Annotated in this window: 14 protein-coding genes; 9 read left to right on the top strand and 5 right to left on the bottom strand. The window is 70.1% G+C overall.

Features of this window, described 5'->3' with window-relative positions; all coding sequences use genetic code 11:
- Positions 1 to 62: 62 nt before the first annotated feature.
- Positions 63 to 2,597 carry an FHA domain-containing protein gene (locus E6R62_RS28160; RefSeq protein WP_136216295.1) on the top strand — a complete coding sequence of 845 codons (2,535 nt, stop codon included), beginning with the start codon at positions 63 to 65 and terminating at the stop codon, positions 2,595 to 2,597.
- Between the two features lie 107 nt (positions 2,598 to 2,704).
- On the opposite strand, the gene E6R62_RS28155 is transcribed toward E6R62_RS28160, so the two are convergent.
- The gene (locus tag E6R62_RS28155; RefSeq protein WP_136216294.1) at positions 2,705 to 3,358 is read right to left on the bottom strand and encodes a transglycosylase SLT domain-containing protein; all 654 of its coding nucleotides are present in this window, start codon (positions 3,356 to 3,358) and stop codon (positions 2,705 to 2,707) included.
- A 573-nt stretch (positions 3,359 to 3,931) separates the two neighbouring features.
- Between E6R62_RS28155 and E6R62_RS28150 the strand changes: the two genes are divergently transcribed.
- From E6R62_RS28150 to E6R62_RS28140, 3 genes are all read left to right on the top strand, one after another.
- Positions 3,932 to 5,107: a GAF domain-containing sensor histidine kinase gene (locus tag E6R62_RS28150; RefSeq protein WP_136216293.1), complete on the top strand. Its 1,176-nt coding sequence runs from the start codon at positions 3,932 to 3,934 to the stop codon at positions 5,105 to 5,107.
- The gene (locus E6R62_RS28145; protein ID WP_136216292.1) at positions 5,100 to 5,747 is read left to right on the top strand and encodes a response regulator transcription factor; all 648 of its coding nucleotides are present in this window, start codon (positions 5,100 to 5,102) and stop codon (positions 5,745 to 5,747) included. Before E6R62_RS28150 ends, E6R62_RS28145 begins: the two co-directional genes overlap by 8 nt.
- Positions 5,748 to 5,899: 152 nt before the next feature.
- Positions 5,900 to 6,145, top strand: coding sequence for a chaplin (locus E6R62_RS28140; protein ID WP_136216351.1), 246 nt, complete (start codon positions 5,900 to 5,902; stop codon positions 6,143 to 6,145).
- 73 nt (positions 6,146 to 6,218) lie between these two features.
- Here the strand turns inward: E6R62_RS28140 and E6R62_RS28135 are convergent, their stop codons facing one another.
- Positions 6,219 to 7,001 carry a hypothetical protein gene (locus E6R62_RS28135; RefSeq protein ID WP_136216291.1) on the bottom strand — a complete coding sequence of 261 codons (783 nt, stop codon included), beginning with the start codon at positions 6,999 to 7,001 and terminating at the stop codon, positions 6,219 to 6,221.
- A gap of 134 nt (positions 7,002 to 7,135) precedes the next feature.
- Between E6R62_RS28135 and E6R62_RS28130 the strand changes: the two genes are divergently transcribed.
- The 4 genes from E6R62_RS28130 to E6R62_RS28115 all read left to right on the top strand — a co-directional run bounded on the left by E6R62_RS28130 (position 7,136) and on the right by E6R62_RS28115 (position 10,366).
- On the top strand, positions 7,136 to 7,930 hold the full coding sequence (locus tag E6R62_RS28130; protein ID WP_136216290.1) for an ABC transporter ATP-binding protein: 795 nt from the start codon (positions 7,136 to 7,138) through the stop codon (positions 7,928 to 7,930).
- Positions 7,931 to 8,003: 73 nt separating this feature from the next.
- The gene (locus E6R62_RS28125) at positions 8,004 to 8,435 is read left to right on the top strand and encodes an NfeD family protein (RefSeq protein WP_136216289.1); all 432 of its coding nucleotides are present in this window, start codon (positions 8,004 to 8,006) and stop codon (positions 8,433 to 8,435) included.
- An 84-nt stretch (positions 8,436 to 8,519) separates the two neighbouring features.
- Positions 8,520 to 9,506 (top strand): SPFH domain-containing protein, encoded by a 987-nt coding sequence (locus tag E6R62_RS28120; RefSeq protein WP_136216288.1) that lies wholly within the window; start codon positions 8,520 to 8,522, stop codon positions 9,504 to 9,506.
- An 89-nt stretch (positions 9,507 to 9,595) separates the two neighbouring features.
- A complete protein-coding gene (locus E6R62_RS28115) occupies positions 9,596 to 10,366 on the top strand; it encodes a sulfite exporter TauE/SafE family protein (RefSeq protein ID WP_136216350.1) in 771 nt (256 codons plus the stop codon).
- Between the two features lie 61 nt (positions 10,367 to 10,427).
- Here the strand turns inward: E6R62_RS28115 and E6R62_RS28110 are convergent, their stop codons facing one another.
- The 3 genes from E6R62_RS28110 to E6R62_RS28100 form a co-directional block, all read right to left on the bottom strand.
- On the bottom strand, positions 10,428 to 10,931 hold the full coding sequence (locus E6R62_RS28110) for an HNH endonuclease (RefSeq protein ID WP_136216287.1): 504 nt from the start codon (positions 10,929 to 10,931) through the stop codon (positions 10,428 to 10,430).
- Positions 10,932 to 11,080: 149 nt separating this feature from the next.
- On the bottom strand, positions 11,081 to 11,614 hold the full coding sequence (locus tag E6R62_RS28105; RefSeq protein WP_136216286.1) for a YbhB/YbcL family Raf kinase inhibitor-like protein: 534 nt from the start codon (positions 11,612 to 11,614) through the stop codon (positions 11,081 to 11,083).
- Between the two features lie 50 nt (positions 11,615 to 11,664).
- A complete protein-coding gene (locus E6R62_RS28100; RefSeq protein ID WP_136216285.1) occupies positions 11,665 to 12,447 on the bottom strand; it encodes a sporulation protein in 783 nt (260 codons plus the stop codon).
- A gap of 132 nt (positions 12,448 to 12,579) precedes the next feature.
- Here E6R62_RS28100 and E6R62_RS28095 point away from each other — a divergent pair, with 132 nt between their 5' ends.
- The gene (locus E6R62_RS28095) at positions 12,580 to 13,221 is read left to right on the top strand and encodes a DNA-3-methyladenine glycosylase (protein ID WP_136216284.1); all 642 of its coding nucleotides are present in this window, start codon (positions 12,580 to 12,582) and stop codon (positions 13,219 to 13,221) included.
- Positions 13,222 to 13,632: the final 411 nt, after the last annotated feature.

The raw sequence follows: 13,632 nt of genomic DNA, 5'->3' as shown, positions 1-13,632 counted from the left end.
ACTCCCTGACGTCGGACTCCCTGACGCCAGGGGGATTCTCGGGGGACTTAAGTGGGGCTGGAGTGCCGGAACTCGTACTGGAATTGAATGGCAGGACCTGGACGCTCGATCCGTCCAGGTCGTACTCGCTGGGGCGCGATCCCCAGGGGGACATGGTGATCGATGACGCCCGGGTGTCGTGGCGGCACGCCACCATCACCTGGAACGGCCGTGGTTGGAGCCTTGAGGACCACGGCAGCACCAACGGCACCTACGTGCACGGGAGTCGGGTCCAGCAGACCGAACTCGTGCCCGGTACGCCGGTACACCTCGGCAACGCGACCGACGGGCCGCGGCTGAATCCGAGCGGCGCCGTCGCGGCGGCCGCGGCGGCGCCCGCGTACCAGGGGCAGGTCCCCGCGTACGACGCCCCGCCCCAGCAGCCCCAGCAGCAGGCCTGGCAGCAGCAGGCCGCGCCCCAGCAGCAGGCGCCGCAGCACTTCCCGCAGCAGCAGGCACAGCAGCAGCCGGCGCAGGCGCACTTCCCGCAGCAGCAGCAGGGCGGCGGCGCCCCGCCCGCGCAGGGAGCGACCCCCGGCTACAGCGACCGCAGCCCGACGACCTTCCACCAGATCGCCGTCGGCCGCGTCATGCGCATCGGCCGCGCCCTGGAGAACGAGCTCGTCGTCTCGGACCTCCAAGTCTCGCGCCACCACGCGGAGTTCCGCTCCACCGGAGGCCGTTTCGAGATCCACGACCTCGGCAGCCACAACGGCACCTATGTCAACGGCCAGCCGCTGCCCAAGTCCGGCACGGCGCAGCTAGGCCCGAACGACGTCGTCGGCGTCGGCCACTCGACGTTCCGGATCGTCGGGGACCGGCTGGAGGAGTTCGTCGACACCGGCGAGGTCTCCTTCTCGGCCCGCCACCTCACCGTGACCGTCGACGGCGGCAAGCAGATCCTCAAGGACGTCACCTTCGGCGTCCCGGAGAAGTCGCTCATCGGCGTCATCGGCCCCTCCGGCTCCGGAAAGTCGACCCTGCTCAAGGCGCTGACCGGCTACCGGCCCGCCAACGAGGGCGACGTCCTCTACGACAACCGCAACCTGTACAAGCAGTTCGCGGAGCTCCGCCAGCGCATCGGCCTGGTCCCGCAGGACGACATCCTGCACAAGGAACTCAAGGTCAGCACGGCCCTCAAGTACGCTGCCAAGCTCCGCTTCCCCGGCGACACCGCCGAGTCCGAGCGCGCGGCCCGCATCGACGAGGTACTGCGCGAACTCAAGCTCGACATCCACAAGGACAAGAAGATCACCTCGCTCTCGGGTGGTCAGCGCAAGCGCGTGTCCGTCGCCCTGGAGCTGCTCACCAAGCCGTCCCTGATCTTCCTGGACGAGCCCACCTCCGGCCTCGACCCGGGCATGGACCGCGATGTCATGCAGCTCCTGCGCGGCCTCGCCGACGACGGCCGCACGGTCCTCGTCGTCACCCACTCGGTCGCCGAGCTGTCCATCTGCGACAAGCTCCTGGTCATGGCGCCGGGCGGCTCGGTCGCGTACTTCGGCCCGCCCGCCGAGGCGCTGAACTTCTTCGGCTACTCCACCTGGGCCGACGTGTTCTCCGCCTTCGAGAACTTCCGCGACTACGACTGGGCCGGCCGCTGGAAGGGCTCGCAGCACTACCAGCTGTACGCCGCCGACATCGACGCCGTGGCGCCGCAGTCCGTCGCCATGCCGCCCGCGCAGCAGATGCGCCCGACCAAGCCGCAGGGCTGGGGCTCGCAGCTGTGGACGCTGATCCGCCGCTACTGCGCGGTGATCGCCTCCGACAAGGGCTTCATCGGTCTGATGCTGATCCTGCCGGCGGTGCTGGGCGTGGTCTCCACGGTCATCCCGGCGAGCTTCGGCCTCGCGCCGCCCAAGCCGCCGTCGCGCTTCAACGGCGACGCGGGCACGATCATGCTGATCCTCTGTGTCGGCATGTGCTTCTCCGGCGCCGCCAACTCGGTCCGTGAACTGATCAAGGAACGCGTCATCTACGAGCGGGAACGCGCGACCGGCCTGTCCCGGTCCGCGTACCTGATGTCGAAGGTGATCGTCCTCGGTGTCATCACGGCCATCCAGGGCGTGATCATCTGCGTGATCGGCTTCACCCCGCGCGACCTGCCCACCGAGGGCCTGCTCATGCCGCCGGCCGTCGAGCTGTGCCTGTCCGTCACCGCGCTCGGCTTCACCTCGATGATGTTCGGCCTCGTCATCTCCTCGCTGGTGAAGACCGCCGAGAAGACCATGCCGCTGCTGGTCATGTTCGCGATCGTCCAGGTCGTCTTCACCGGCATCCTCTTCAAGGTCTACGACTCGATCGGCCTGGAGCAGGTCGCCTGGCTGATGCCGTCCCGCTGGGCCATCGCCGCCGCCGGCACGACGCTGAACCTCGGACAGCTCATGCCGCCGTGGGACCACGACAACCCGCTCAACACGGACCCGCTGTGGGACCACTCGATCGGCCAGTGGAGCCTGGACATCACCATCCTGCTGCTCATCGGCATCGCGTGCGGCTTCGCCGTGCAGCGCCTGCTGCGCCGCCACGAGCCCGAGGTCATGCGCGCCGGCAACTAGCGCCGGCGGGTCCTCCTCGTGGAGCCCGTGGAAAACGCCTCAGGGCGGCACCCGGAGAACCGGGGGCCGCCCTGAGGCGCATGGGGGGCTGCTCCGCCGCCAGAGGCCTAGTAGGCGCTGTTGACGTTGTCCATCGAGCCGTAGCGGTCGGCCGCGTAGTTGCAGGCGGCGACGATGTTCGCGACCGGGTCGTAGAGGTCGAACTTCGTGCCCTTGACGTGGTAGGCGGCGAAGGTCGGCTGGATGACCTGGAGGAGACCCTTGGACGGGATGCCGTTCTGGGCGTTGATGTCCCAGTTGTTGATCGCGCGCGGGTTACCGCTGGACTCACGCATGATGTTGCGGTGGATACCGGCGTAGGTGCCCGGGATGCCCTCGCGCTTCATGATGGACAGGGCCTGCTTGATCCAGCCGTCCAGGTTGTTCGCGAACACCGGGGTGCGGACCGCGGAACGGCTGGCGGCGGCCTTCGCCTCGCGCGCCTTCTTCGCGGCGGCGGCTGCCTTGGCCTTCGCGTTCTTGTCGGCTATGGCGAACTGCGTGCCGAGGTGCGCCTGCACGGTCTTCGTCTGGGCGCCGTCCACGACCTTCGTCCACGCCACGGGGGCGAGGGCGACCGTCGTCCCGCTCTTCTCGGCGGCGTTGGCCGGAACGAGGGAGAAGGCGAGCGCGGCGGCACCGAGGGTGGCGATGCCGGCGAAGGAGAGCTTCTGGGCCTTGGTCAGACGAAGGCTGTGGCCGGGGGTGCTGGTCTCGGACATGCGTGAGCAACCTCTTCGAATAGCGGGGGCCGCAGGAAAGCGCCGGGGGCCCGTGGGGACCGCGGCGCTGTGCGACGTCGACATTCTTAGCGGTGGCAAAAAGGCATGGCAAAGGTGTGACGTACGATCCCGCTTAGTGGATCACGTCTGCCCGATCAGGCCTGTTTTCGGGCATCGGAGCTAGGTGCACCAGTGCTGACACAGTCCCTACGGACGTACTACGCAGCTTCGTAAGTGACCTGCGTCCTATGCCCGGGCTCACATCGGGCGGGTAACGGTCTCACCGTGCGTTGCCGTTGCAATGCATTCGGTGAGGGGTGTCATCCTCAGGTCGCAGCCGAAGGCCCCCCGCCTCGTCCCCGAGACCGAGCCGACCCCGGCGAGCACCCGCCCGACTTCCTGACCTCCCGGAGGCCCGGAGGCCCGGAGGCCCGGAGGCCGTGCGGGCCCCCATACCCCCGTACTCGACCCGTATGCGCCGCCCGCCGGCGGTCGGCGCGCGCCCGGACCGGGCCCCGCGACCTACGCCCGAGGACCGATCCCGCAGGTCAGAGCCGCCGGTACGGTGAGCCCATGCACCCCAACGGACCCTGCACCGGACTGGCCGCCGTCAGTACCGCGCTGCTGGCCATGAGCCGCCGCCTGGAGGTCCACGACGTCCTGCGGACGATCGTCGTCTCCGCGCGAGAGCTCCTGGACGCCGAATACGCGGCCCTGGGCGTCCCCGACGACCACGGCGGCTTCGCCCAGTTCGTCGTGGACGGCGTCAGCGAGGAACAGTGGCGAAGGATCGGCCCGCTGCCCCGCCAGCACGGCATCCTCGCGGCGATGCTCCATGACGAGGGGGCCGAGCGACTCGCCGACGTGCGCGAGGACCCGCGCTTCGGCGGCTGGCCCCCCGCCCACCCGGAGATGTCGGACTTCCTCGGCATGCCCATCCGCGACGGCGAGGAGACCCTCGGCGCCCTCTTCCTCGCGAACAAGCGCCACACCGGCGACACGGGCGGCGCGGACGACGTCGGAGGGCCCGGCACCCGCGGATTCACCGACGAGGACGAGGAACTCCTCTCCCTCCTCGCGCAGCACGCCGCGATCGCCCTCACCAACGCCCGCCTCTACGAACGCAGCCGAGAGCTCACCATCGCCGAGGAGCGCTCCCGCCTCGCCCACGAGCTGCACGACGCCGTCAGCCAGAAGCTGTTCTCCCTGCGCCTCACCGCCCAGGCCGCCGCCACCCTCGTGGACCGCGACCCCGCCCGGGCCAAGGACGAACTCCAGCAGGTCGCCGCCCTCGCGGCCGAGGCCGCCGACGAACTGCGCGCCGCCGTCACCGAGCTCCGCCCCGCCGCCCTGGACGAGGACGGGCTCGCCGCGACCCTGCGCGATCACGTCCGCGTCCTGGACCGCGCCCACACCGCACACGTCACCTTCACCTGCGACGGGATACGGGCCCTCCCCGCGACCCAGGAGGAAGCCCTCCTGCGCGTCGCCCAGGAAGCCCTGCACAACGCCCTGCGCCACTCGGGCGCCGACCGCGTCGAGGTCGCCCTGACCCGGCACGCCGCCGGCGCGCTGCTGGCCGTACGGGACAACGGCCGCGGCTTCTCGCCCGACGCCGTCCGCACCGCCGGCCGCCACCTCGGCCTCGTCTCCATGCGGGACCGGGCCGGCGGGGTCGGAGGCCGGCTCGACGTCCGCTCCGAGCCCGGTGCGGGCACCACGATCGAGATGGAGGTCCCCGGTGGCTGACACACCCATCCGCGTCCTGCTGGTCGACGACCACCAGGTGGTCCGGCGGGGCCTGCGCACCTTCCTGGAAGTACAGGAGGACATCGAGGTCGTCGGCGAGGCCGCGGACGGCGAGGAGGGCATCGCCCGCGCGGAGGAGCTGCGCCCCGACGTGATCCTGATGGACGTCAAGATGCCGGGCACCGACGGGATCGAAGCCCTGCGGCGGCTGCGCGACCTCGCGAACCCCGCCCGGGTCCTGGTCGTCACCAGCTTCACGGAACAACGGACGGTGGTCCCCGCCCTGCGGGCCGGGGCCGCCGGATACCTCTACAAGGACATCGACCCCGACGCCCTGGCGGGGGCCATCCGCTCCGTCCACGCCGGCCACGTCCTGCTCCAGCCGGAGGTCGCCGAGGCCCTGCTCGCGCAGGAAGGCCAACCGTCGTCCCCTTCCCGCGCCGGCGCGCTGACCGACCGGGAGCGGGAGGTCCTCTCCCTCATCGCGGACGGCCGTGCGAACCGGGAGATCGCCCGCGCGCTCGTCCTCTCCGAGAAGACGGTCAAGACGCACGTCTCGAACATCCTGATGAAACTGGACCTATCCGACCGCACCCAGGCCGCCCTGTGGGCGGTCAGGCACGGGATCGTGGACGCCTAGGGTCGCCCCCCGACCCGGTTCGCCTCCGGTGTGAGATTCATACGGTCGGGTGTATGTCGCCCACATGGCGTATCCAGGCGGGGGGAGAGGCCGTTCTCCAGGCATGCCGCGGCGGCCGGCCGCGGCGGGACGTACTGGAGGAAAGAAGAAACGTGAAGAACTTCAAGAAGGCCACTGCCGTCACCATGATCGCGGGCGGCCTCCTGGCCGCCGGCGCCGGTGTCTCCTCGGCGCACGGCGGTGCGTCGGCGGCGGGCGAGGCCCAGAACTCGCCGGGCGTGGCCTCGGGGAACCTGGTCCAGGCACCCGTGAACGTCCCCGTCAACGTGGTGGGCAACTCGATCACCGTGATCGGCCTGCTGAACCCCGCCTTCGGCAACACGGGCGTCAACGCCTGACCCCTCCCGCCCCACCGGCCCCGCTTCCCCATCTCCCCGGAAGCGGGGCCGCGGTGCGTCCGGCCCCGACCCCTCAGTCCCGCCCCCGCTCCTCCACCGCCGCGTTGTACGCCGCGACCAGCGCCCGCCGCGCCACCCGCTCCACCGGCCGCAGGGCCTCCGCCCGCGCCGCCATCTCCGAGGCGGCCACCGCGCCCCCGTGCCCGTTCTCGTAGGCCAGCGACACCATCAGGTCCACCCGCTGGGCCAGCGACAGCACCCGCACCGCCCGCGCCGGATACCCCGGCGCCAGAACGTCCCGCCCGGCCTCCGCCCGCGCCCGGTACGCCGACAGCGCCGCGTCCGCCACCGGCCCCGACCCCGCCACATCCAGCCGGGTCAGCGCCCGGGTCGCCTCGCGCAGCGCCTCCGCGAGCTCCCGCTCCGCCTCACCGAGCGACGGCACGTCCGCCGGCGGGGCCTCCCGCACCGGCAGGCAGCGCCAGACGACCTCGACGTGCACGTCCCCGGCCGGCCCCGCCTCGGTCACCTCCGGCACCAGACCCATCGCCGCGCCCACCGCCACCACGGCCTCCTCGGCCTCCAACGCCCGCGCGTTGAACTCGGGCGGCCCACTGAGCCCCAGTGGATGCCCCGGCGCGGGCAGCGCCACCCGCAACCCGGTCACCCCCAGCGCCCGCATCCGACCCAGGGCCAGCGTCAGCCCCACCGGGCCCGACTCCCCGGGCAGCCCCGCCACCCGGTGCACGGCGTCCTCGCCCACGATCGACAGCACCGCCTCGTCGGGCGAGACCAGACCGGCCAACAACGCGTTCCCCCAGGCGGCCAGCCGCCCTGAGCGTGGTTCGAAAAGCATCCCCCCACTTTACGGATCGGGCCCGGGGACCGGCCTGGCGCCCGGACCCCTCCGCCAGTGGCGTAGGTTTTCCCCTGGGGCTGCGCCTACCGGTGCACAGACGAACCGAGACTGCAAGGGGAGACAACACGCTCATGAGCGATGTTCTGGAGCTGGTGGACGTATCCGTGGTCCGCGAGGGCCGGGCGCTGGTGGACCAGGTCTCCTGGTCGGTGAAGGAGGGGGAGCGCTGGGTGATCCTCGGCCCCAACGGCGCCGGGAAGACCACCCTGCTCAACGTCGCCTCCAGCTACCTCTTCCCCACCACGGGCGAGACCACCGTCCTCGGCAGCACCCTCGGCAAGGTCAACGTCTTCGACCTGCGCCCGCGCATCGGGGTCGCCGGCATCGCGATGGCCGACAAGCTCCCCAAGCGCCAGACCGTCCTGGAGACCGTCCTCACCGCCGCCTACGGCATGACGGCCACCTGGCAGGAGGAGTACGAGGACATCGACGAGCAGCGCGCCCGCGCGTTCCTCGACCGCCTCGGCATGACGGACTACCTCGACCGCAAGTTCGGCACCCTCTCCGAGGGCGAACGCAAGCGCACCCTGATCGCCCGCGCCCTGATGACCGACCCCGAGCTGCTGCTCCTCGACGAGCCCGCCGCCGGTCTCGACCTCGGTGGCCGCGAGGACCTCGTACGGCGCCTCGGCCGCCTCGCCCGCGACCCGCTCGCACCCTCCATGATCATGGTCACGCACCACGTCGAGGAGATCGCCCCCGGCTTCACCCACGTCCTGATGATCCGCCAGGGCAAGGTCGTCACCGCCGGTCCCATCGACCTGGAACTGACCTCCCGCAACCTCTCGCTCTGCTTCGGTCTCCCGCTGGTCGTGGAGCGCAACGACAGCGACCGCTGGACCGCCCAGGGCCTCCCGCTCCGCTAGGCGGGACCCGGGCCGTCCCGGAAGCCCGCACGCACCCTGTCCCGACCGCGCCCGCCAGACCTACCATGACCATGTGACCAACATCGACGCATGGGTGTGGTGGCTCATCGGCGCGGTCGGACTGGGAATTCCCCTCGTCCTCACGGCGATGCCGGAGTTCGGCATGTTCGCCGTCGGCGCGGCCCTCGCCGCAGTGGCGGCCGCGCTCGGCGCGGGAGTGGTGGCCCAGGTCCTGGTGTTCGTGATCGTGTCGATCGCGCTCATCGCCGTCGTCCGCCCCCTGGCCAATCGCCACCGCGACCAACGCCCCCAACACCTCAGCGGAATCGACGCGTTGAAGGGCAGAAGCGCCGTCGTCCTCGAACGCGTCGACGGTCGTGGCGGCCGCATCAAGCTCGCCGGTGAGATCTGGTCCGCGCGCACCCTCGACTCGGACACCGTTTTCGAACCCGGCGAGTCCGTCGACGTGGTGGACATCGACGGAGCGACCGCGGTCGTCATGTGAGAACCACCCGACTCGCGGCCCCCGGGTCTGCGAGACTCCGATCAACGGGGCAGCACAGACAGCCGGAAGGGCACGGGGAACCGCATGCAACCGATCATCATCGTCCTGATCATTCTGGTGGTTCTGGTCTTCATCGCACTGGTCAAGACGATCCAGGTGATCCCGCAGGCCAGCGCCGCCATCGTCGAGCGGTTCGGCCGCTACACCCGCACCCTCAACGCGGGCCTCAACATCGTCGTCCCGTTCATCGACTCGATCCGCAACCGGATCGACCTGCGTGAACAGGTCGTCCCCTTCCCGCCGCAGCCCGTCATCACCCAGGACAACCTGGTCGTCAACATCGACACCGTCATCTACTACCAGGTGACCGACGCCCGGGCCGCGACGTACGAAGTCGCCAGCTACATCCAGGCCATCGAGCAACTCACCGTCACCACCCTGCGCAACATCATCGGGGGCATGGACCTGGAGCGGACCCTCACCTCCCGCGAGGAGATCAACGCGGCCCTGCGCGGCGTCCTCGACGAGGCCACCGGCAAGTGGGGCATCCGCGTCAACCGCGTCGAACTCAAGGCGATCGAGCCGCCGACCTCCATCCAGGACTCGATGGAGAAGCAGATGCGCGCCGACCGCGACAAGCGCGCCGCGATCCTCCAGGCCGAAGGTGTCCGGCAGTCCGAGATCCTGCGCGCCGAAGGCGAGAAGCAGTCCTCCATCCTGCGCGCCGAAGGTGACGCCAAGGCGGCCGCCCTGCGGGCCGAGGGCGAGGCCCAGGCCATCCGTACGGTCTTCGAGTCCATCCACGCCGGCGACGCCGACCAGAAGCTCCTCGCCTACCAGTACCTCCAGATGCTCCCGAAGATCGCCGAAGGCGACGCCAACAAGCTCTGGATCGTGCCCAGCGAGATCGGCGACGCCCTCAAGGGCCTCTCCGGAGCCATGGGCAACTTCGGCCCCATGGGCGGCGGTTCCGGCTTCAACCCGCAGAACTCCGGCAAGGAGGGCGGCGGCATCCCCGCCGCCCGCGACAAGGACTCCGCGGACCGCCGCGAACAGCCCCCCATCGACTGACCGCCCATCGCCTCCTGCATGATCAGTGAGGCCCCCCGACCTTGATGGCGGGGAGGCGACCCACTCATGCGAAGGGGATGGCAATGTCCATGTCCACCTGGGAATCACTCGCGGTCCTCGCCGCAGGTGTCGGAGCCGGCACCATCAACACCATCGTCGGCTCCGGCACGCTCATCACCTTCCCCGTCCTGCTCGCCACGGGACTCCCGCCGGTCACCGCCAACGTGTCCAACACCCTCGGCCTGGTGCCCGGCTCCATCAGCGGCGCCATCGGCTACCGCAAGGAACTCAAGGGCCAGCGCTCCCGCGTACTGCGGCTCGGCGCGGTCTCCCTCGTCGGCGGACTCGGAGGCGCGATCCTGCTCCTCACCCTGCCGCCGGACTCCTTCAACACGATCGTGCCCGTCCTCATCGGACTGGCCCTCGTCCTCGTCGTCCTCCAGCCCCGCCTCGCCGCCGCCCTGCGCGCGCGCCAAGAGGCCGCGGGCGGTGACACCGGGCACCCCGACGGCGGGCCCGCCCTCCTGACCGGCATGCTCCTCGCCAGCGCGTACGGCGGTTACTTCGGCGCCGCCCAGGGCGTGCTCTACCTCGGCCTGATGGGCCTGCTGCTCCACGACGACCTGCAACGGATCAACGCCGTCAAGAACGTCCTCGCCGCCCTCGTCAACGGCATCGCGGCCGTGTTCTTCCTCTTCGTCGCCGACTTCGACTGGACGGCCGTGGTCCTCATCGCCGTCGGCTCCACCCTCGGCGGCCAGATCGGCGCGAAGGTCGGCCGCCGACTGCCCCCGACCGCGCTGCGCGCCGTCATCGTGGCAGTCGGCATCATCGCCATCGTCCAACTGCTGCTCCGCTGAACCACGTAGCGAACCTACGCAGGCCGCGGGGTCGCCTACGCCGACCTACCCGGCCGACGTACTACGCGGTACGCGCCAGCCACTCCGGCAGGACCTCACGCCCGCCGGAGCCCAGGGCGAGCAGCATCGCGTCCGCCGGCGACGGCACGAACGGCTTGCGGAGCAGCGGCATCCCCGCCTCCTCCGGAGTACGGGCCGCCTTGCGGTGGTTGTCCTCCGCACACGACGCCACCGTGTTCAGCCAGGTGTCCCCGCCCCCCTGGGCCCGCGGCAGCACGTGGTCCACGGTCGTCGCACGCTTCCCGCAGTACGCGCACCGGTGCTGGTCACGGGCCAGCACCCCCCGCCGCGACCACGGAGCATGTCTTCGGAACGGCACCCGGACGTACCGGCAGAGCCTGATCACCCGAGGCATCGGGAGCTCCATGGTGGCCGCCCGGACACGCAACTCGGGATGCGACTGTTCCACCACGGCCTTGTCCTGGAGCACCAACACCACAGCCCGGTTCAACGTCACCGTCGACAGCGGCTCGAAGCTCGCATTCAGCACCAGCGTGTCCCGCATCTCGCCCACCTCCCGTGTGCAGGCCCGCGACCTCCCTGGCGGCAAGGCCCGGAACCACTCTGGCCGCGCGCGCCACGCGGGACAACGCAATAAAAATGCCCGGTCCTGGCCGTCTTTAGACCAGGACCGGGCAAACGCTCGGGAAACGATCAGCCCGCCGGAGCCTCGTACTCACCGATCAGCTGGGCACGGCCCAACGTGTGGAACCTCAGGTTGAACCCGACGACCGCCGGCGAGACGTCCGAGCCGGGCCCGAGCTTCTCCTGATCCACCGCGTACACGGTGAACACGTACCGGTGCCGCTCGCCGGCCGGCGGGGCGGCCCCGCCGAAGTCCTTCGACCCGTAGTCGTTGCGCACGTGCACCGCCCCGGCCGGCAGTCCCTCGAACTTCCCGCTGCCCGCACCGGCCGGCAACTCGGTCACCGAGGCCGGGATGTCGAAGAGCACCCAGTGCCAGAACCCACTGCCCGTCGGGGCGTCCGGGTCGAAGCACGTCACGGCGAAACTCTTCGTCCCCTCCGGAAACCCCTCCCACCGCAGGTGCGGCGAGACGTTCCCGGCCGACTGGACCTGGGCCTCGGCCAGATCCGCGCCGGGAGCCAGGTCGTCGCTCACCACGGAGAAGGTGTGCACCTCGGGGTGGAAGTCGTGCGGAAGAGGGGCCCTGCGCTGCTCGGCCACTACTGAACCTCCTGATCGCTTACCAGTACCGCCCCGAGCCTAGACATCCCTCAGAACCAGTTGCGCTGCGAACCCACGGAGGCGATCCACTGGTTCAGATACGCCGCCCAGTCGGTCCCTTCGTACGAGTGCAGACCCACCTGGAAGCAGCGGTAGGTGTCGCTGCCCTCGGTGAAGAGACCGGGCTTCTTGTCCATCTCCAGCACGACGTCCATCTCGCGCCCGTCGGAGACGAAGGTCAGCTCCACCTGGTTCAGCCCCCGGTACTGCGACGGCGGCAGGAACTCGATCTCCTGGTAGAAGGGCAGCGTCTGCCGCGTCCCCCGGATGTGCCCGCGCTCCATGTCCGCCGAGCGGAACGAGAACCCGAGCCGACGGAACGCGTCGAGGATCGCCTGCTGCGCCGGCACCGGATGCACGTTGATCGGGTCCAGGTCACCGGCGTCCACGGCACGCGCGATCTCCAGCTCCGTGCTCACCCCGATGTTCATGCCCCGCAGGTGCTGTCCCTCGAAATGGGTGATCGGCGTCTCCCAGGGGATCTCCAGCCCGAACGGCACCACGTGCAGCGCACCCGGCTGCACCTCGAACGCGCCGCCCAGCCGCTGCTTCGCGAAGACGATGTCCTGCTTGTGCTCCTGCTCGCCGCCCTCCACCTCGACCCGCGCCTGGAGCCCGACCGACAACCCCTCGATCCGCTGCTCGACGGAGCCGCCCTGGATGCGGACCTCGCCCTGGACGATCCCGCCCGGAACGACGTTCGGCTCGGTGATGACGGTGTCCACCGAGGCACCACCGGCACCCAGCGCCGCGAACAGCTTCCTGAACCCCATGCTCTGACTCCCCTTGAAGCTTTGTGATGTGAAGGCTTCGGTACATGACCCCGACCTTCTGGTGCTTACCCCTACAAACGCGGAACCCCAGGCCCCGGTTGCAAGCGCGCGACCTCCAGTACGCTCGACCGGATGAGCGCGCGACCCGACCGTACGCCCCTGCCCCGGTCCTTCTTCGACCGCCCGGTCCTCACCGTGGCCCCCGACCTGCTCGGCCGCACCCTGGTCCGGCGCACATCCGAGGGCCCCCTCGAACTACGCATCACGGAAGTGGAGGCCTACGAGGGGGAGGCCGACCCGGGCTCCCACGCCTACCGCGGCCGTACCCGGCGCAACGCGTCGATGTTCGGGCCGCCCGGACACGCGTACGTCTACTTCATCTACGGCATGTGGTTCAGCCTCAACCTGGTGTGCGGACCGCCCGACCACGCGAGCGGCGTCCTCATTCGCGCCGGCGAGATCACCCTGGGTGCCGACCTGGCCCGCAAACGTCGACTTTCCGCCAGAAACGACAGGGAACTCGCCAAAGGCCCGGCCCGCCTGGCCACGGCCCTGGACATCGACCGCTCCCTGGACGGCACCGACCTCTGTGACGGCCCGGACTCCCCTCTGTCCCTTCTCACCGGTACGCCCACCACACCCGACCTGGTGAGCAGCGGCCCCCGGACGGGAGTGGGCGGAGCGGGCGCGGACCACCCGTACCGCTTCTGGGTCACCCATGACCCGACGGTCAGCCCTTATCGCGCCCACGCGCCACGCCGCCGCTCAACTTGACTCGGCCCTGGCGGACGCCTAACGTAGCCCGAGCCGCTTGAACGGGCCCTGCGTTCGCAGACCCCCGGAGCGGCGAAACCCACTACCTACGACTTGCCCCTGGCGGGGACGATTTCGGCATGCCCGAATTCGAATCCGACGGCCCGATTATGAGCCCCAAGGGAAAAGCGCTAACGTGGTGGAGCGCCGAAAGGCACAGGCCCCCAACGGCCACCGAATTCAAATCCGCAGACTGCGACTTTCGAGAAGCAGGGCGCGGAAATGATCTGGTAGAGTTGGAAACGAAGGAAGCGCCCGGAGGAAAACCCGCGAGGGTGAGTACGAAGGAAGCGTCCGTTCCTTGAGAACTCAACAGCGTGCCAAAAATCAACGCCAGAAGTTGATACCCCGTCCACTTCGGTGGATGAGGTT

The sequence above is a fragment of the Streptomyces sp. A1136 genome (assembly GCF_004795055.1).
In the GTDB taxonomy this organism is placed as follows: domain Bacteria; phylum Actinomycetota; class Actinomycetes; order Streptomycetales; family Streptomycetaceae; genus Streptomyces.
This window is presented reverse-complemented; position numbering and strand designations above follow the sequence as displayed.